The sequence below is a fragment of the Variovorax atrisoli 110B genome, assembly GCF_000382045.1.
GTDB classification, from domain to species: Bacteria; Pseudomonadota; Gammaproteobacteria; order Burkholderiales; family Burkholderiaceae_C; genus Variovorax; species Variovorax atrisoli.
In genome coordinates this window covers 290,125-309,162 of record NZ_KB907454.1, presented here as the reverse complement: position 1 = coordinate 309,162, position 19,038 = coordinate 290,125, and the positions used below count along the sequence as shown (strand labels likewise).

14 protein-coding genes and 1 pseudogene are annotated in these 19,038 nt (G+C 68.0%); 3 read left to right on the top strand and 12 right to left on the bottom strand.

The window, feature by feature from the left end; translation table 11 throughout:
- Positions 1-155: 155 nt before the first annotated feature.
- Both G369_RS0117405 and G369_RS0117400 read right to left on the bottom strand, forming a co-directional pair.
- A complete protein-coding gene (locus G369_RS0117405) occupies positions 156-422 on the bottom strand; it encodes a hypothetical protein (protein ID WP_026346451.1) in 267 nt (88 codons plus the stop codon).
- Positions 423-749: 327 nt separating this feature from the next.
- Positions 750-3,362 (bottom strand): excinuclease ABC subunit UvrA, encoded by a 2,613-nt coding sequence (locus G369_RS0117400; protein WP_019655298.1) that lies wholly within the window; start codon positions 3,360-3,362, stop codon positions 750-752.
- A gap of 517 nt (positions 3,363-3,879) precedes the next feature.
- Between G369_RS0117400 and G369_RS0117395 the strand changes: the two genes are divergently transcribed.
- Positions 3,880-4,926, top strand: a complete 1,047-nt coding sequence (locus G369_RS0117395; protein ID WP_126185100.1) for a sensor domain-containing diguanylate cyclase — start codon at positions 3,880-3,882, stop codon at positions 4,924-4,926.
- 504 nt (positions 4,927-5,430) lie between these two features.
- Here G369_RS0117395 and G369_RS0117390 read toward each other — a convergent pair.
- The 10 genes and pseudogenes from G369_RS0117390 to ssuD all read right to left on the bottom strand — a co-directional run bounded on the left by G369_RS0117390 (position 5,431) and on the right by ssuD (position 16,439).
- Complete coding sequence (locus G369_RS0117390; RefSeq protein ID WP_019655296.1) at positions 5,431-6,195, bottom strand: ABC transporter ATP-binding protein; 765 nt, start codon at positions 6,193-6,195, stop codon at positions 5,431-5,433.
- A gap of 4 nt (positions 6,196-6,199) precedes the next feature.
- Positions 6,200-7,459, bottom strand: coding sequence for an SfnB family sulfur acquisition oxidoreductase (locus tag G369_RS0117385; RefSeq protein WP_020723129.1), 1,260 nt, complete (start codon positions 7,457-7,459; stop codon positions 6,200-6,202).
- Between the two features lie 125 nt (positions 7,460-7,584).
- Positions 7,585-8,907, bottom strand: coding sequence for an ABC transporter substrate-binding protein (locus tag G369_RS0117380; RefSeq protein WP_020723128.1), 1,323 nt, complete (start codon positions 8,905-8,907; stop codon positions 7,585-7,587).
- Positions 8,908-8,957: 50 nt separating this feature from the next.
- Complete coding sequence (locus G369_RS0117375; RefSeq protein WP_019655293.1) at positions 8,958-9,971, bottom strand: branched-chain amino acid ABC transporter permease; 1,014 nt, start codon at positions 9,969-9,971, stop codon at positions 8,958-8,960.
- 3 nt (positions 9,972-9,974) lie between these two features.
- Positions 9,975-10,871, bottom strand: coding sequence for a branched-chain amino acid ABC transporter permease (locus tag G369_RS0117370; protein ID WP_019655292.1), 897 nt, complete (start codon positions 10,869-10,871; stop codon positions 9,975-9,977).
- Between the two features lie 145 nt (positions 10,872-11,016).
- Positions 11,017-11,901 (bottom strand): ABC transporter ATP-binding protein, encoded by an 885-nt coding sequence (locus tag G369_RS0117365; protein ID WP_099047483.1) that lies wholly within the window; start codon positions 11,899-11,901, stop codon positions 11,017-11,019.
- A gap of 11 nt (positions 11,902-11,912) precedes the next feature.
- Positions 11,913-13,054: pseudogene (gene sfnG, locus G369_RS35940) on the bottom strand (dimethylsulfone monooxygenase SfnG).
- 45 nt (positions 13,055-13,099) lie between these two features.
- Positions 13,100-13,723, bottom strand: a complete 624-nt coding sequence (gene msuE, locus G369_RS35935) for an FMN reductase (RefSeq protein ID WP_019655290.1) — start codon at positions 13,721-13,723, stop codon at positions 13,100-13,102.
- Positions 13,724-14,070: 347 nt separating this feature from the next.
- On the bottom strand, positions 14,071-15,261 hold the full coding sequence (locus G369_RS0117350; protein WP_019655289.1) for an acyl-CoA dehydrogenase family protein: 1,191 nt from the start codon (positions 15,259-15,261) through the stop codon (positions 14,071-14,073).
- A complete protein-coding gene (ssuD, locus tag G369_RS0117345; RefSeq protein ID WP_019655288.1) occupies positions 15,258-16,439 on the bottom strand; it encodes an FMNH2-dependent alkanesulfonate monooxygenase in 1,182 nt (393 codons plus the stop codon). Before ssuD ends, G369_RS0117350 begins: the two co-directional genes overlap by 4 nt.
- Positions 16,440-16,748: 309 nt before the next feature.
- On the opposite strand from ssuD, the gene G369_RS0117340 reads away from it, so the two are divergent.
- Both G369_RS0117340 and G369_RS0117335 read left to right on the top strand, forming a co-directional pair.
- Positions 16,749-17,876, top strand: a complete 1,128-nt coding sequence (locus G369_RS0117340; RefSeq protein WP_019655287.1) for an acyl-CoA dehydrogenase family protein — start codon at positions 16,749-16,751, stop codon at positions 17,874-17,876.
- A complete protein-coding gene (locus tag G369_RS0117335) occupies positions 17,873-19,018 on the top strand; it encodes a sigma-54 interaction domain-containing protein (protein WP_019655286.1) in 1,146 nt (381 codons plus the stop codon). Before G369_RS0117340 ends, G369_RS0117335 begins: the two co-directional genes overlap by 4 nt.
- Positions 19,019-19,038 lie beyond the last annotated feature (20 nt).

Below are 19,038 nucleotides of genomic sequence, written 5' to 3'. Positions count from 1 at the left end.
CGCAAGACTGCAGGCCCGCGTCTGCATTTTGTGACCCGATCGCGAGCCAGTTCGAGAGCTTCTCGACACTGGGGCGAGCTTGCTCGAACTCGCCTCTTCGGCTTGGCGCGGCTCTTCATCGCCCGCTCTTGCCGCTGGCGCCAGGCTACTGTGCTCTAGGCTTCCTCAGCTTCAGCGGAGCGACTCAGGTCGTTGCCCTTTGCCTCTTCTTCGTTGATCCAGTCGATGCACTTCTGCTTCAGCTTCTCGTGGCCGGCTTGCGCCGACAACTCGGGAGCTGTCAGGACCAATTTGCATCGACATCGCCCCTTGAGGCCGATTTCTGCCGATGCCGAATAGCCGCCGTCGGCGGCCTTCGCTTGAAGGATAGAAATAGTCCACACGCCGGCCTTGCCGGTGTGGATGTGCATCACGCCATCCATGCGCATCTCCGTACTCGGCACAGGCGTGGCACCGGGATTGATGATTGGCGCAAGCAGCAAGCATGTCCACCATATGTGCATCTCCCGACCGTGTCTGTAAGGAATTTCGGCTTGAGGGTTTTTAGACACCCGTCAGGCTTTTGGTCCATCGGCCTCGAAGACCGCTCTCAATCGACCACCTGCGGCTCAACGTACAGCTGACGCCGATGCTTCGTAACGCCGGGTGGAGAGGACAACACGCAATGTGCGCGGACGCACCGGCCGCGAGCAACCGAGTACCGAACCCAAAGCGCGAGAAAGCCTGACCCGGCGCCCGGGCTCACCCGCTCACTTGTCCGGCAAGATCCAGCGCGCCAGGTAAGGCGCCGTCCGGCTGCCCGTTGCCGTGGCCACCTCCTGCGGCCGGCCGCTCGCGACGATGCGCCCGCCTTGCGCGCCTGCACCCGGCCCCATGTCGATCACCCAGTCACAGGCCGAAACCAGCCGCAGTTCGTGCTCGACGACGATGACGGTGTTGCCGGCGTCGACCAGACCGCCCAGTTGATCCATGAGCTTGTCCACGTCGGACGGGTGGAGGCCGGTGGTCGGCTCGTCCAGCACGTACAGCGCGTCGCCGCGCTGCGCGCGCTGCAGTTCCGTCGCCAGCTTGATGCGCTGCGCTTCCCCGCCCGACAGCTCGGTGGCCGGCTGCCCCAACCGCAGGTAGCCCAGGCCGATGGCCTTGAGCAGCCGCAGCGGCCGCTCGATGGCGCCGTCGTTCTCGAAGAAGGCGTGCGCCTCGTCCACCGTCATGGCCAGCACGTCGGCAATGGTGCGGTCGCGCAGCTTCACCTTGAGCGTCAGTTCGTTGAAGCGCGAGCCGTGGCAGGTGGGGCAGGGCGCATACACGCTGGGCATGAAGAGCAGTTCGACGCTGACGAACCCTTCGCCCTCGCAGGTGGCACATCGGCCCTTGGCGACGTTGAACGAGAAGCGGCCGGCATCGAAGTGGCGGGCGCGGGCAGCCTTGGAGTCGGCGAACAGCTTGCGCACATGGTCAAAGAGGCCTGTATACGTGGCCAGGTTGGAGCGCGGCGTGCGCCCGATGGGCTTCTGGTCCACGCGCACCAGCCGGCGAATGTGCTCCATGCCGCCGGCGATGCGCCCGCCGGTGCGGCCGCCAGGGCTGCTTGCGGCACCGGGTTCGGCGTCCGGCTCCTCGTCCACCGGCGGCGCTTCGTGGCCCAGGTGCGCGGCCACCAGTTCTACCAGCGCCTGGCTCACGAGGCTGGACTTGCCCGATCCGGAGACCCCGGTCACCGCAGTCAGCACGCCGAGCGGAAACGCCACCGACAGGCCCTGCAGGTTGTTGCGCGTGATGTCTTCCAGCACCAGCCGTCCGGCAGGTTCGCGCAACGACGGCTGCGACGAGGTGCGCGGCGCAAAAAGATAGCGCGCGGTGTGCGAACCCTCCACATGGCGCAGCCCATCGGGCGGGCCGCTGTAGAGAACGATGCCGCCTTCCTCCCCGGCACCGGGGCCGACGTCGACCAGCCAGTCGGCACGCCGCATCAGGTCCAGGTCGTGTTCGACCACGAACAGCGAATTGCCCGAGCGCTTGAGCGTATCGAGAGCCACCACCAGCGCCTCGCTGTCGGCGGGATGCAACCCCGCCGACGGTTCGTCGAGCACATAGACCACGCCGAACAGGTTCGAGCGGATCTGCGTGGCCAGCCGCAGGCGCTGGAGCTCGCCCGGGGACAGCGTCGGCGTGCTGCGGTCGAGCGAGAGGTAGCCAAGGCCGAGATCGGTCAGCACGGTGATCCGCGCCAGCAGGTCGTGCGCAATGCGCTGCGCTGCGATGCGCTTCTCCGCCGACTGGTTGGGCGTTCGGCGCACGTCGGGGGCCGCCGCGTGTGCACCTCCCTTCTTGCGCAGCGCATTTGGGCGGGCGTCGCTACCGGTCGCGTCCGGCGCATCGCCTCCCGCCGCGGCATGCAGCACCTGCGCGAACTGCGCCAGCGGCATGCGCGAGATCTCGCCGATGTCGTACCCCGCAAAGAGCACCGAAAGGGCCTCCGGCTTGAGCCGCTTGCCCTTGCAGGCCGGACAGTCCCCGCCCACCATGAAGCGCGCCACGCGGTTCTTCATCAGCGCGCTCTGCGTGGTCGCGAAGGTGTGCAGCACGTATTTGCGCGCGCCGATGAAAGTGCCTTGGTAGCTGGGCTCCAGCTTGCTGCGCAGCGCCGCGCGCGTCTCGGCCGGCGTGAAGCCGGCGTACACCGGAACCGTCGGCTGCTCCTCGGTGAAAAGAATCCAGTCGCGCGTTTTCTTCGGCAGATCGCGCCAGGGCTTGTCGACGTCGATGCCCATGGTGACGAGGATGTCGCGCAGGTTCTGACCGTGCCAGGCGGGTGGCCAGGAGGCAATGGCGCGCTCGCGGATGCTGAGCGTGTCGTCCGGCACCATCGAACGTTCGGTCACCTCGAAGATGCGTCCCAGTCCGTGGCAGACCGGGCAGGCGCCCTGCGGGGTGTTGGGCGAAAAGTCTTCCGCATAGAGCATCGGCTGGCGCGCCGGATAGTCGCCGGCCCGCGAGTAGAGCATGCGCAACAGGCTCGACAGCGTGGTGACGCTGCCCACCGACGAGCGCGTGCTTGGCGTTCCACGCTGCTGCTGCAGCGCCACCGCAGGCGGCAGACCGTCGATGGAATCGACTGCGGGCACGCCCACCTGGTCGATCAGCCGGCGCGCAAAGGGCGAGACCGATTCGAAATATCGCCGCTGGGCCTCGGCGTAGAGCGTGCCGAAAGCCAGCGACGATTTGCCGGAACCGGAGATTCCGCTGAACACCACCAGCGCATCGCGTGGAATGTCGACATCGACATTGCGAAGGTTGTGTTCGCGCGCACCGCGAACACGCACGAAGTGGTCGGTGCCACGGACGGTAGCGCGCGTCATGTTTTTTCTTTCTGTTGTACGCCGTGGGCGAAGATGCATCAGACCTGAAAATGCAAGCCGAGTCGAGCCTATGCCGGCGCGCCACCCCAGGCGTGAGAGTCGGTCCACCGAGACTGTCGGACACCGCGCACCAACGCTCCGCATGATCCGCGGGTAGCGACCACGCCTGGCGCGATCCATGAGGAGTGGATTTGGCCTGGACGACAAGCTCGCGGCTGTCGACCACGCACTTGGCACGAGCCAACAGTCATCAACGTATTGTTCCCACGGGACGGTCCCGAACACGTCAAGCATGCTCGACCAAGCGAAAATGATCGCCGGTTCTATTAGGCAATGTGTGTTATGTAAAATACATCAAGAGGCGATCTGATTGCTTTCGAGCCCCGCGGCCGAAATCAAGCGATCTCGGCAACGCACTTCTCGCCTCACCCCAGCCTCCAACGTTACGATTGCCCCGTGATGCCCGGTATGCGCGCCCCCGGGGCACCGGTCTTCGTTCACAGCCGCGCGATCTGCCATGAACACGCATCCTTCCTCTACTTCCGCTGCAGGAACCATGAACCGCGCGGCTCCCGCAACTTTCAATGAAGCCCGCCGCCTCGAGGCGCTAGAGAGCTATCAGGTGCTGGACACGGCCAACGAACAGGCCTATGACGACCTGACCTCGCTGGCTGCCGCGATATGCCGGACACCGATCGCGCTGATTTCCCTGGTCGACAGCGGCCGACAATGGTTCAAGTCGCGTGTGGGCCTGCCGGTGGCGGAAACGCCGCGCGAGCTTGCCTTCTGTTCGCATGCGATCCTGCAGCCGGATCACGTGCTGGAGGTACCGGACACGCTGCTCGACACCCGCTTCTCGGAGAACGCGCTCGTGACCGGCGACCCTCACATCCGCTTCTATGCAGGCGCGCCGCTGGTGTCCCTCGAAGGCATGCCCCTGGGAACCATCTGCGTGATCGACCGCGAGCCGCGCACGCTCATGGACGTCGAGCGCAAGGCGCTGCAGTCGCTGGCGCGCCAGGTCGTGGCGCAACTCGAATTGCGGCGCACCGTGGCCGGCCTCGAGCGCCAGAGCATGACGGACGCATTGACCTCGCTGCCCAACCGGCGCGGGCTCGACAGCCAGCTGAAATCGGCGTGGGACGACTGCATCGCGCGCCAGAAAGCCCTGGCCGTGATGATGATCGATCTCGATCATTTCAAGGTCATCAACGACAGCTTCGGCCATGCGGCCGGCGACGAGGTTCTGGCCCAGGCCGCGCGGGTGATCCGCGACCATGTCGACGTCGCAGGCGTGGCTTCACGCTCGGGCGGCGAGGAGTTCTGCGTGGTGCTGCCCGGCTGCGACGCGACGCGCGCAAGCGAGAACGCCGAGGTCATCCGCCGCGCCCTGGAGACCGCGGCATGGCCGCGCCGCGCAATCACGGCCAGCTTCGGCGTGGCCAGCTGCGTGCCCAACGCATCGGGGATGGCGAACGTGCTGATGGCGCAGGCGGACCGGGCGCTTTACGTTTCCAAGCACCAGGGCCGGAACCGCGTGACGGTTTTCGACAGCTGGGCCTGAAGGCAACGCGGCATCGTCATCCCGGATTGCCCGGGTCGCCCCCCCCCCGGAGCCCCCGAGCACTCTCCGCAGCCCGTGTCAGGGCTGCGCTCCTTGTACACCCCTTGGTGACCTAGGTCGCGGAGTCGTAGCTCTAGACCGATGCGTCGAGCAGAAGCCCTTGATGCCGTCGATCTCGAGGCCCTACTCCGTGTGCGTGGCGGTGAGCCGCGTGTCGCGCGCGGGGGCGGTGGCGGCGAGCGAGTCGGCAAGGGCCAAGACGCCCGGTGTGAGGCCGCCGAAGTCTTCATCGAGGGGATTGGCGGGACAAGCGGGTGACGCGGAAAGAAGGAATGACAAGCGATTCCACACGGCTTCGAGGAGCGAGGGAACCGCTCGACAAGGGAGCCATCGAGTCGAGGAGCGAAGGTTCGCATGCAGAACGAAGAAGTCCCCCTGACCACATGCGGAATCTGCTGCGTGGCCGCCCTCGCCAGGCCGCCAGGCCGCCAGGCCGTCATGCCGTCATGCCGTCATGCCGATGCGAGCACCTTCGCCGAAATAGAGCGACTGGATATCGGCACGCCGGCGCAGCGCGCTGGCATCGTCGCCGAGCACGGTGGTCCCTACGTCGAGCACGGTGGCGCGGTCGGCGTACTGCAGCGCCACGGTCGAGTTCTGCTCGGCCACCAGGATCGCCAGGCCCTGCTCGCGGTTGAGCCGGCGCAGCTGCTCGAAGATGTCGCGCACCACCAGCGGCGCCAGCCCCATCGAGGGTTCGTCGAGCACCAGCAGGCGCGGGCGCGACATCAGCGCGCGGCCGATGGCCGCCATCTGCTGCTCGCCGCCGGAGCAAAGGCCGGCGAGCGTGCGCCGCCTGGCCTCGAGCTTCGGGAAGATCGCATAGACCCGCTCGAGGTCCCCGGCGATCTCGGCGCGCCGTGCACCGCGGCCGAGTGCGCCGGTCAGCAGGTTCTCCTCCACGGTGAGCGCGCGAAAGCAGTGACGACCCTCCAGCACCTGCACCAGGCCCAGGCGGACGAGATCGGCCGGGCTGGTGCGGCCCGTGTCGTGCCCGTCGAAGACGATGCGCCCGGCCGTCACCTGTCCGCGCTCGGCCGGCAGCAGGTTCGACACCGCCTTGAGCGTCGTCGACTTGCCTGCGCCGTTGGCGCCGAGCAGCGCATGGATCTCGCCCGTTCGCACTTCCAGGCTCACGCCGTGCAGCGCGACGATGGAGCCCTGGTACGCCACCTCGACCGCCTCGACGCGCAGCAAGGGTGCCGTCATCGCTTCAGCTCCAGGCGTGGAACGGCGGCTTGACGCCGTTGAGGAAGTAGTTGCCCACGATGGCGTACTTCCAGCGCACCGGGTCGTGCAGCGTGTGCGTGCGTGCATTGCGCCAGTGCCGGTCGAGGTTGTACTGGCCCAGCGTCGAGCGCGTGCCCGCCAGCTCGAAGAGCTTGTTGGTCGCGAGGATCGCGATCTCGGTGGAGAGCACCTTGGCTTCCGCCGTCGCGATCTGCGCCGCGGCCACGCTGTCGGCATCGGGCGCGGCCACCGCGCGGTCGATGGCGCGGCCGGCACGCTCCAGCAGCGCCTCGCTCGCATGCAGGCGGATCTGCAGGTCACCCACTGCCTGGATCGAGTATGGGTCTTCCCACGCATGGTCGCGCTGGCTGTCGATCCAGGGGCGCGTCTTGGTGCGGATGAAGTCGACCGTCTCCGCGATGGTGCCGCGCGCGATGCCCACGTCGACCGCCGCCTGGATGATCTGGAAGATCGCGCCGTCGGCAGAGGGCGCGTCGTAGCCCCTGTAGGCCGGAATCAGGTGGGTCTTGGGCACCTTCACGCGGTCGATGATCACCGTGCCGCTGAGCGTCGTGCGCTGGCCGAAGGCCGACCAGTCGTCGATCACCGTGAGGCCCGGTGCATTGCGCTCGGCCACCACGTACCAGGTCCTGCCCTGCTCGTCGTTGGCCACGATGGGCACGTAGTGCGCCAGCAGCGCGCCGGTCGAATAGAACTTCTTGCCGGTCACCACCACGTGGTCGCCCGCGTCGGTGAAGCGCGTCTCGAAGTCGGCCGCACGCTTGGAGCCCGACTCCGAGAACGCATTGCCCCAGCGCACGCCGCGCAGGAAGTCGGCGAAGAAGAGCTTCTGCTGCGCCGCATCGGACACCGTGCGCACTGCGGCGACGAAGCCCAGGTGGTTCTGCGTGATCTGGCCGAGCGAGGGGTCGGCCGCCGAGATGATCGCGATCACCTCGGCCAGCGTGGCATAGGACACTTCCGCGCCGCCGAAGGCCTTCGGCACGTTGATGGCCCAGAGGCCGCTCTGCGAGTAGGCGTCGATCTCCTCGACCGGCCAGCGGCGCAGGCGGTCGCGCTCGGAGGCGCCGACGATCAGTTGCGCGGCCAGCGCATGCGCCACGGCAATGGCCTCGGCATCGTCGCGGATCACGTGCGCAGGCGTGTCGGACAGCGGCAGGCCGGGCACGGGGTCGTTGGCGGCCGGCTGGATGGATACGGGCGGTTGAGGAACTGCGGACATGGACGTTGCTTTCAAATCTTGGTCAGTGGGGTATCAAGCCAGGAACACCGCGGAACCGGATTTGCCGGGCCGCTGGTGTTGCCCCCGGCAGGGGGTTGGCGAAGACATGGAGTGCGTGCCGGGTTCTAGTCGTCGATGCTCTTGCGCACCTTCACGTTCTTCTCCTTGGCATAGGCCAGCGAAGACTTCTCGATGATCGGCCGCAGCAGCTTCCAGTCGGGCGCGATCCAGTCGGACACCACGTTCCACTTGCTGCCGTCCCACTGCTGGAAGGCCACGCGGCCGTCGCCTTCGTGGTTGTCCCAGGTCACGTTGATCGAATGGAACAGGCCCTTGGCGCCGAGCGCCGCCGCGCGCGCCTCGTCGATCTTCAGGTTCTCCAGGCCCCAGCGGACCTCGTCGCCGGTGAGCGTGCGCTTGCCGAATTTGGCCTGCGCGATGCGGATGGCCTCCACGTTCAGGATGCCGTTGAGCACGCCGAGGTTGTGATAGACGCTGCCGATGCGCTTGGGGTCCTGCAGGTTGCCCTTGCCGGCGCCGTAGACGGTCTTGGTGATCTCCTGCAGCACCGGGTACTGGGCGCCCGCGGCCACGGTGGTGATCGCCACGTAGCCCTTGGCGGCGTCGCCCGCGGGGATCACGTCCTCTTCGGAGTTGGACCAGACGTTGCCCACGATGTGGTCGACCGGAAAGCCCGTCTTCTGCGCGGTCTTCAGCGCCACTGGATTCATCACGCCCCAGCCGCGCAGCACCACGTAGTCGGGCTTGGCGCGGCGGATGGCGAGCCACTGCGACTGCTGCTCGTTGCCGGGGTGCGGCACCTCGATCTGCTGCAGCGCGAAGCCGTACTTCTTCGCCAGTAGTTCGTAGATCGGAATGGTCTCCTTGCCGTAGGGCGAGCCGTGATACAGCACCACGATCTTCTTGCCCTTGAGCTTGTCGGCGCCGCCTTCCTTGCCCGCGATGTAGTTCACGATGCCGGAGGTCTCGCTGTACGGGTTCAGCAGCAGCGGGAAGATGTACTTGAACACGCGACCGTCGGTGGTGTCGGTGCGGCCGTGGTTGATGGTGAGCAGCGGCACCTTGTCGGCGGTGACGCGGTCGATCAGCGCGTAGGCGATGCCGACCGACAGCGGGTTCCAGGTCGCGATGCCGGGGCGCTGCTTGAGGCGCTCGTACACCTCCACGCCGCGCTCCACCTCGTATTGCGTCTCGCCCTCCTCCCAGGTCAGCTTCACGCCGCCCACGCCGCCGTCGCGCGTGTTCACCAGGTTCAGGTAGTCGATGAAGCCGCCGAAGAAGCCCGTGCCCCCCGCCGCATAGGGGCCGACGCGATAGCTCTGCAGAGGGAAGAACTGCTCGTTCGCGTCGGCATGCGCGAGCTGCAGGCCGCTCGCGGCCAGGGTGACGGCCACGGCCGCGGTTTTCAGGTGCTTGATGAAGGACATGTGATGAAGGCTCTTGGGATGCGAAGGAAAAGGAAGAAGGCGCGGTGCGCTCAGGCTGCGGAAGGGCCCGCCAGCCGCCGGCGCGTGCGGTCCCACAGGGCGGCCAGTCCCTGCGGCTCCACGACGAGGAAGAAGATGATCAAGGCGCCCAGCACGATGCGCTGGCTCATGTCGAGCACGCCCGAATCGAACCAGCCGCCGAACAGGAAGCTGCCCACGCGCGACAGCAGCAGCGGAAACACCACGATCAGCGCCGCGCCGAGGAAGGCGCCGCGGATCGTCGCGAGCCCGCCGATGATCACGATGAAGAGAATCTGGAACGAACGGTCGAGGTTGAAGCCCGCGGGCTCCACCGTGCGCAGGTAGACGAAGCCCCACAGCACGCCCGCCACGCCGACGATGAATGACGACACCGCGAACGCCAGCAGCTTGGTGCGCAGCACCGGCACGCCGATCACGCGCGCGGCCAGCTCGTTGTCGCGCACGGCGATGAAGTGGTGGCCCGTCTGGGTGCGCACCAGTCGCCATGCCAGCAGGGTCAGCACCGTCACCACGGCCAGCGAGAAGATGTAGCGTCGCACAGGCGTGTCGAACACGATCCCCGCCACCTCGAGCACCGGCGCATCGATCACGCCCGAAGGGTTGTCGTTGCTGAACCAGCCGAACTTGGTGAGCGCCCATTGCACGAAGAACTGCGCGGCCAGCGTCGACACCGCCAGGTAGAAGCCGCGCAGCCGCAGGCTCGGCAGGCCGAACACCAGCCCGACGACGGTGGCGGCAAGGCCCGCGAGCCCGATGCTCGCGAGCAGCGGCAGCCCTTCGACCCGCAGGTTGAAGTTGTAGGCGGCGAAGGCACCGACTGCCATGAAGGCGGCCGTGCCCAACGAAAGCTGGCCCGCATAGCCGGTCAGCAGATTCAGCCCCACCGCGGCCAGCGACAGCGCGAGGAAGGGGATCAGCAGTGCGTCGAACACATAGCCGGACGCGACGAAAGGCACGATGCCGAAGGCGACGGCGAGCACGGCCGCCGGCCAGGCCCACGAAGGTGCGGAAACATTGCGCATTGCTCAGGCACGCTCCACGAGTTTCTGGCCGAACAGCCCGCTGGGCCGGATCAGCAGGAAGGCCAGCGCCGCGACATACGCGAACCAGCTCTCGATGCCGCCGCCCACGAAGGGCCCGATGTACACCTCGGCCAGCTTCTCGAGCGCGCCGATCACCAGCCCGCCGACGATCGCACCGAGGATCGAGTCGAAGCCGCCGAGCACCAGCACCGGCAGCGCCTTGAGCACCACGAGCGAGAGCGAGAACTGCACGCCAAGCCGCGCGCCCCAGAGCAGGCCGGCCACCAGCGCGATGACGCCGGCCGCCGCCCACACCGTGGCCCAGATGCGCGGCAGCCGCAGGCCGACCGCGATGGCCGCGTAGGTGTCGTCCGCCACCGCGCGGAATGCCAGGCCCACGCGGGTGTAGCGGAAGAAGGCAGATAGCAGCGCGACCATCACGGCGGCCGTCGCGGCGGCGAACAGGTCGAAGGTCGAGACCATGATGCCCAGAAACTGCAGCGGCTCGTCGGCAATGCCCAGCTCCAGCGCGTGCACCTGCGTGCCCCACACCAGCTGCGCAACGCCTTCGATGACGTACGACAGGCCCAGCGTCGCCATGAACAGCGTGATTGGCGGCTGGTTCACCAGCGGACGCAGCACCGTGCGCTCGATGACCAGCCCCAGCGCCACCATGAGCGCGAAGGTCAGCACCAGGGCCAGCGCGAAGGGCACGCCGCGCTCGACCAGGCTCACGAAGGTGAGCGCAGCGAACAGGAGCTGCGCGCCCTGCGCGAAGTTGAGCACGCCCGATGTCTTGTAGATCAGCACGAAGCCGATGGCCACCAGCGAATACATCACGCCCGAGAGCAGGCCGCCGAGGAGAACCTCGGCGAAGAAGCTGAAGTCGGCGGCGGTCATCGGGCGGCCTCCGCCATCGGCTGTTGCCCCTTTCCCCTCTGCGGGAGGGCTGGGGTGGGGGCAGGCGGCGCCTGCATCAGGCGCTCCGCCTGCCCCCATCCCGACCTTCCCCCAGAGGGGGAAGGAGAAATATCACCGGCCGCGCTCATGCGCCCTCTCCCTCGTGATCGACGCCCAGGTACGCGTCGATCACCGCCGGGTCGCTGCGCACCTCGGCGGGCGTGCCGTCGGCGATCTTGCGGCCGTGGTCGAACACCGCCACGCGGTCCGACAGGCCCAGCACCACGCCGATGTCGTGCTCGATCAGCAGGATGGTGGTGCCGAACTCGTCGCGGGCGGCGCGCACGAAATGCGCGAGCTCGCTCTTCTCGGTGACCGTCATGCCGGCCATCGGCTCGTCGAGCAGCAGCAGTTGCGGCGATGCCACCAGCGCACGCGCCAGCTCGACACGCTTCTGCAGGCCGTAGGCCAGCGTGCCCGCGAGCCGCTCGCTCACGGCGCCCAGTCCGAGAAAACCGACGATCGCGTCGGCCCGCGCCCGTGCATCCTCGCGTTCGCGGCGCGCGCGGCCCAGCCCGACGAGCTGCTCGACGAATGTGGAGCGTGCCGCATCGACGCGGCCGAGCACGATGTTGTCGCGCACGCTCAGGCCCTTGAAGAGCGCCAGGTTCTGGAAGGTGCGCGCGACGCCCAGCCGTGCCAGCCGCGCTGTCGGCACATGAGCGAAGCTGCGCCCGCCGATCCACACGCGCCCGCAGTCGGGCCGGTACAGCCCGCTGATGACGTTGACCAGCGAGCTCTTGCCCGCCCCATTGGGGCCGATGACGGCTCGGATCTCTCCCTTGGCGATCGACAGGTCCACGCGCGACAGCGCGGTGACGCCGCCGAAGGACAGGTCGATACCCTCCAGCCGCAACACCGCCGAAGTCGCGGCGTCCTCCCTGGCCGGCACCGTGCGGCCCGCGGGAACGAAGGCCAGTGGGTCGACGCCCAGCGGCACCGGTGCGGCCTCGAAGAAGAGATCGGGCATCACGGCGAGGCTCACGCCACGGCTTCCAGCGCCGCCCGGGCGGGCTGACCTGCGCGCGCGGCCTGTTGCGCCTCGAGCTCGCGCACCAGCGGCAGCACCTTCTGCCCGAAGTACTCGACCTCCTCGATGAAGTGCAGGAAGCCCGTGAGGATCAGGTCCACGCCGATGGCCTTGAGCGCCACGATGCGCTCGGCGATCTGCTGCGGCGTGCCGATGAGGTTGGTGCGGAAGCCGTCGTTGTATTGCACCAAGTCCTCGAAGGTCGACTTGGCCCAGTTGCCCTCGCCTTCGGGCGATGCCTTGCCGGCCTGCTTGACCGCGTCGCCGAAGGCATGCACCGCCTCGACGTGCGCGTGCCTGATGATGTCCTCCAGCACGGCCCTGGCTTCTTCCTCCGTGTCGCGCGCGCGATGACGAAGGCGTTCACGCCGATGCGCACCGTGTGGCCGTTCTGCGCCGCCTTGGCCTGGATGTCGTCGATCTGCGCCTTCAGGCCCTCGGGCGTGTTGCCGTTGGTGAAGTACCAGTCCGACACACTGGCCGCGTTGTCGCGCGCGGCGCGCGAGCTGCCGCCCTGGAAGATCTCCGGGTGCGGTTTCTGCACCGGCTTCGGGCTCAGCGTGTAGTCGCTGAAGCGGTAGAAGTCGCCCTTGAAGGTGAAGTTGTCCTGCGTCCAGATGCCCTTGAGCGCGCGGATGAACTCGTTGGAGCGGCGATAGCGCTCGTCGTGCTCGAGCCAGGGCTCGCCGATGGCCTGGAACTCGCCCTTGAACCAGCCGCTGACCACGTTGATGGCGATGCGACCGTTGGAGATGTGGTCGATGGTGGCGATCTGCTTGGCGACCACCGCGGGATTCCATGGCCCGGGCAGGATGGCTGCGAGCACCTTGAGCTTGGTGGTGGCGTGCAGCAGCGCCTGGCTGAAGGACACCGACTCGTGCTGGTACTCGGCGCCGTAGCCGGCCGTGAAGCGGATCTGGCTCAGCGCGTACTCGAAGCCGGCCTTCTCGGCCGCGACCGCGAGGCGCTGGTTGTATTCCAGGCTCCAGTCGGTGCGCTGCTCGATGGTGCTGACCACCAGGCCGCCGCTGACGTTGGGCACCCAGTAGGCGAACTTGACGGGGGCGGCTGTGGAGGACGACGGTTGGCTCATGGCAGGGTTCTCTCTGGGTGGACGATCGATCGGGAAGAAGGCTTCTCAGGCTGCCAGCGCGACGGGCGCGGGCTTGCGGACGGCGGGCGCGTTGGCCGGCGTGGGCTGCGGGGTCGACGCGGCGGCCGGCAAGGCATCGCGCAACTGGGGCACGGCACGCGCCACGGCCAGCGCGATGCGATCGCGAAGTGCGGGGCTGGCGATCTCGTAGCCTTCGAAGTCCTTCTCCACGGCATAGACGCCGATCGGCAGCGTGAGCGCCTGGAAGAAACTGAAGAGCGGACGCAGCTGGTGGTCGATGACCAGCGCATGGCGGTCGCTGCCGCCGGTGGCCGCGAGCAGCACGGGCTTGTCGGTCAGCGCCTCGTGATGCACGAAGTCGAAGAGATGCTTGAAGAGGCCGGTGTAGGAGCCGCGATAGACCGGGCTCGCCACCAGCAGCAGGTCGGCCGACTCGATGGCCGCGATGCTCTCTTCGACGGCGGCGGGCAGCTGGTTGCGGTAGAGCACGCCGGCGAACTGCGGGCCGATGTCGCCCAGCGAGATCACGCGCGACTCGATGGCGATCTGCTCGCCGAGCGCGGCCAGGAGTTGATCGACCAGCACCAGCGTGCGCGACGGACGTTGCAGGCTGCCGGAGACGGCGACGACTTTCAGTTTTCGACTCATGTTGATATGACCTCTGTTTGGAAGCCACGATCGATTCGCGGCACGCTTGATATATGCGAATGGCGTGCCACTTCCTTTTTCCTTATGAATCAAGGAGTTAGAGCGAAATGGCTATGCGCGTGCATGCTGAATCCGAAGCAGGCTGCGGGTGGGTTGCTGATCAGCCAGCAGCTGCGCAGCCATAGTCGTTTGCAGCAGATCGGTATGCGGGCACCGAATGAACGCCAGGCAGCAAATGCAGGAGGAAACTGCTTCCCAGGCAGCAGCGCGAGCGGCGGGAGCAGCGCTGAAAAGCACAACGGGCCTGCGACGTGAAGCCGCAGGCCCGTTGCATGGCGATGGCAGCTTCAGGAATAGAAGCTGGGTTGGGGCAGCCGCGCATTGAGCGCCCAGTGGCCGAGTTCGCGAACCTTGTAGTCCACCGGATCGTGCAGCGTGTGCACGCGCAGGTTGCGCCAGTAGCGGTCGAGGCGCAGCGCGGCGGTGGTAGCTCGCGCCCCCGTCACTTCGAACATGCGGTGCGCCACCTCGAGGCTCGCGCGCGTGCTCGCCACCTTGGCCGCGGCGACGGCGATGGCCACCTCGCCGCGCTCCTGCTCGTCGAGCGAAGTGCCGCGCAACCATGCCTGGTCGAAGGCCGCGGCCGCCTGGTCGAGCAGCAGTCGCGCGCCTTGCAGCGCGAGCCAGAAATCGCCGTAGTGCGTGAGCACGTACGGGTCTTCGTTCGCGGCCGAAGCCGTCGAGAAGAGCCAGGGTCGGCCCTGCTGCAGCGTGAAGGCCTTCGTCTCCTCGAGCGCGCCCTCGCCCAGGCCCAGGTAGATGTTCGCAAGGATCAGCTGCGCCAGCAGCGGGCGCAGGCAGGCGAACGGCGTCGACAGCGGGCCGGGATCGAGCAGCAGCTCGTTCGCCCCGACGCGCACGCCGTCGAACAGCACGCTGCCGCTGTCGGTCTGGCGCTGCCCCATGTTGTCCCAGTCGCCGAGCACCGTGATGCCCGCGCGCCGCGTGGGCACGACGCCGATCAGCAGGCGGTCGTTCGCGTCTAGGGCCGATGCGACCAGCATGTCGGAGTCGCTGGCACCCGAGCAGAAGCTCTTGCGCCCCGAGAACACATACCCGCCATCGACCGCCTCGGCGCGCGTGGACTTGTCGAGCGGGTTCAGCGCATTGCCCCAGAACCAGCGCTGCGCGCCGGTCTGCTCGATCCAGGGCTGCCACTGCGCGCGCTGCGCGAAGAGCTGCGTGGTCGCGAGCAGCAGATGGTGGAAGGCGAAGAGGTGCGCCACCGAGCTGTCGACGCGCGCGAAACCGCGCACCACGTCGAGTGTCTGCCGCCAGCTCGCGCCCAGGCCGCCGAGCTCGGCGGGCACGCTGAGCATCAACAGGCCGCTGTCGCGCAGCAGGTCGCGCTCGGCCTTGGGCGTGCCGCCGCGCTGGTCGCGCTCCACCGCGGTCTGGGCCAGTGCCTGCGCGACGCGCTGCGCGCTCGCATGCCACGGCACGACCTCGTCGCCGGCCTCCGCGGAGAAATGCTTCATGCGGCCGCCTTCTCGCGCGCTGCCCCCGGCGCAACCTGCACGGCCTGCGAGGAAGGCGGCACGATGTCGTTGGCGATGACTTCGCCGAACGGCCCAGTGATGTTGGCGTGCCCTGCAGGGCGTACGTGGTCGAGCGGCAGCAGCGGGAACAGCAGCTCTGCCACGCGGTACGCCTCCTCCAGATGCGGGTAGCCCGAGAAGATGAAGGTCTCCACGCCGAGTGCCGCGTACTCCTTGATGCGCGCCGCCACCTCCTCGGGACTGCCCACGAGTGCCGTGCCCGCACCCCCGCGCACGAGGCCCACGCCCGCCCACAGGTTGGGCGACACCTCCAGCCTGTCGCGCCGCCCGCCATGGAGCGCGGCCATGCGCTGCTGGCCCACCGAGTCGAAGCGCGAGAAGGCTTTCTGCGCGGCCGCGATGATGTCGTCGGTCACGTAGGAAATGAGTTCGTCGGCGGCGCGCCACGCCGCCTCGCTGGTCTCTCGCACGATCACATGCAGCCGGATGCCGAAGCGCAGCGTGCGGCCATGCTTCGCCGCAGCTGCGCGGGCCTTCGCGATCTTGTCGGCCACGTCGGCCGGCGGCTCACCCCAGGTGAGGTACACGTCGACCTGCTCGCCCGCGAGTGCGATCGCGGCATCCGACGAACCGCCGAACCACAGCGGCGGATAGGGCTTCTGCACCGGTGGGTAGAGCGTCTTCGCGTTCTCCACGCGCAGGTGCCTGCCCGAGAAGTTGACGGTCTCGCCGGCGGCAACGCCGCGCCAGATGCGCAGGAATTCATCGGTCACTTCATAGCGCTCGGCGTGCGTGAGGAAGCTGCCGTCGCCATGCTGCTCGTCGGGGTCGCCGCCGGTCACCACGTTGATGAGCAGCCTGCCGTCGGAGAAACGGTCGAGCGTCGCGGCTTGCCGCGCGGAAACCGTGGGCGAGATGATGCCGGGACGGATCGCGACCAGGAACTTGAGCCGCTCGGTCTGCGCCGCGAGCGACGATGCGACCACCCACGAGTCCTCGCAGGAGCGCCCCGTCGGGATCAGCACGCCTTCGTAGCCAAGTTCGTCGGCGGCCTGCGCCACCTGCCGCAGGTATCGGTGGCTCACTGTGCGCGCGCCGCGCGAGGTGCCGAGGTAGCGGCTGTCGCCGTGCGTGGGGAGAAACCAGAAAAGTTGCATGAGGCGATTCAGCAGTTAGCGTGCCAGTCGCCCTGCCTGCGAAAACACGCCGAAGTACTTGATTTCTGCTGCTCCAGCAGCAGCCGAGCACCAGACCTGCTGCACCCGGCGCATCGGCACACCCATGCTGCTGCCATGGAAGCAAAACAAGGATCGATATACGGATCGCATCGTTGGCGGCGCGCGTCGTCGCCGCGAACATGCTGCTGGCGCAGCAACCCTGCTGCCTGCACATCACCGAGGGTCTGCGTGAGTTCAGTTCTTTCCATTACGGCTTCCGAATGGCCTCGCGACATTGCCCGCGACCTGATGCAGCGCTTCGCGGCGACCGCGGTCGAACGCGACGAGCGCGGCGGCACGCCGAAGGCCGAGCGAGATGCGCTGCGCGAGAGCGGCCTGCTGGCTCTGAGCATTCCGCGCGAATTCGGCGGCGGCGGCGCGGACTGGCGGGAGACGCTCGACGTCGTGCGCCTGCTCGCGCAGGCCGACAGCTCCCTCGCGCACGTGTTCGGCTTCCATCACCTGATGCTCGCCACGGTGCGGCTCTTCGCGCGGCCCGTGCAATGGCAGCCGTGGTTCGAGCAGACCGCGCGCCGGCGGTGGTTCTGGGGCAATGCGCTCAATCCGCTGGACGACCGTACGGTGTCGAGCGCGCGCGAGGGCTGGCGCGAATTCACCGGGCAGAAGAGCTTCTGCTCGGGCGCACTCGACTCGGAGATGTTGATCGCCTCGGCGCGCGAGGAAGGCAGCGGCGCCTTCATCGTCGCGGCGGTGCCCACCGGCCGCTCGGGCATCTTCGTGGCACCCGACTGGAACAACATCGGACAGCGGCAGACCGACAGCGGCAGCGTGACCTTCGAGAAGGTGCGCGTCGAGCAGCACGAGGTGCTGGCCGATCCGGGCCCGCTCTCGACGCCCTTCGCCTGCCTGCGGCCGCTGGTGTCGCAGCTCGTGCTGGCCAACATCTACCTCGGCATCGCGGAAGGGGCCTTCGACGATGCGAGGCACTACACGCTGCACGAATCGCGCCCCTGGCACGCGGCCAAGGTCGCGCAGATGCACGAGGACCCGTACGTGCTCGGCCACTACGGCGACTTCTGGGTCGGCCTGGAGAGCGTGCGCGCGCTGGCCGACCGCGCGGCCGACCGGCTCGATGCGGCCTGGCGTCGCGGCCCCGCGCTGACCGAACCCGAGCGCGGCGAAGTCGCGGTGGCCGTGGCCACCGCCAAGGTCGCGGCGACGAACACGGGCCTGGACATCTGTACGCGCATGTTCGACGTGGCCGGCGCGCGCGCCACGCACGGCGGCCTGCGGCTGGACCGCCACTGGCGCAACCTGCGCACCCAGTCCCTGCACGACCTCGTGGCCTACAAGCTGCGAGAGCTCGGCGAATGGGCCCTCAAGCAGCAATACCCCGTACCGACCTTCTACTCATGACCGCCTACACCCGCCCTCTCGCAGTTCTGCCGCCGGCCGACGCATCCCCGGGCGAGGACTGGGATGCCACCGCGCCGTCCGCTCCGTCCACGCTGCTCACGCTGCCCAACCCGCGCAAGCTCACCACCTCGATCCGCGCCACCGCGCAGGTGTTCCAGGACCCGCGTTCGGCTGCGCTCCTCGAGCGCATCCGCATGGTGGCGCCCAGCGACGCCAACGTGCTCATCATCGGAGAGACCGGTACCGGCAAGGAACTGATCGCGCGGCACGTGCACGACCTCAGCCGGCGCAGCGGCAAGCCCTTCGTGGCCGTGAACTGCGGCGCCTTCTCCGAAAGCCTGGTCGAGAGCGAGCTCTTCGGCCACGAGAAGGGCGCGTTCACCGGCGCCTTCTCGGCCAAGGCGGGATGGTTCGAGGCCGCCAACGGCGGCACGCTCTTCCTCGACGAGATCGGCGACCTTCCGCTGTCGATCCAGGTCAAGCTGCTGCGCGTGCTGCAGGAGCGCGAGGTTGTGCGGCTGGGCTCGCGCAGGAGCGTGCCCATCGACGTCCGCGTGGTGGCCGCCACCAACGTGCGGCTGCAGGACGCGGTGGCCGCAGGCAACTTCCGCGAAGACCTGTTCTACCGGCTGCACGTGGTGCATCTCGCGCTGCCGACGCTGCGCGAGCGGCCCGGCGACATCCTGCCGCTGGCGCGGCACTTCATCGAGGAATACCGCCAGCGCCTGGGCTACGGCCCGGTGCGCCTCGACGCGAGCGCCGAGCAGAAGCTGGGCGAGCACGGCTGGCCCGGCAACATCCGCGAGCTCGAGAACGTGATCCACCACGCGCTGCTGATCTGCCAGAACGGCGTGCTGGGCGCGGAGCATCTGCATCTGTCTTCGCTGAACATCCAGCGGCGCTCGACCGAAGACGAGCCCGCGGCCAGCGCCACGCCGCAGCAGGCGCTGGAGGCGGTGCTGCGAGACCTCTTCAACGAGCCGAACGAGCAGCTGTTCGAGCAGATCGAGGAGACCGTGATGCGCACCGCCTTCGAGTTCTGCCACCGCAACCAGGTGCAGGCAGCCAAGCTGCTGGGCATCAGCCGCAACGTGCTGCGCTCGCGGCTCATCAGGAGCCGGGACATCTCCGCGCTGAAGTAGCCGGGAACACCCCCGGCGCT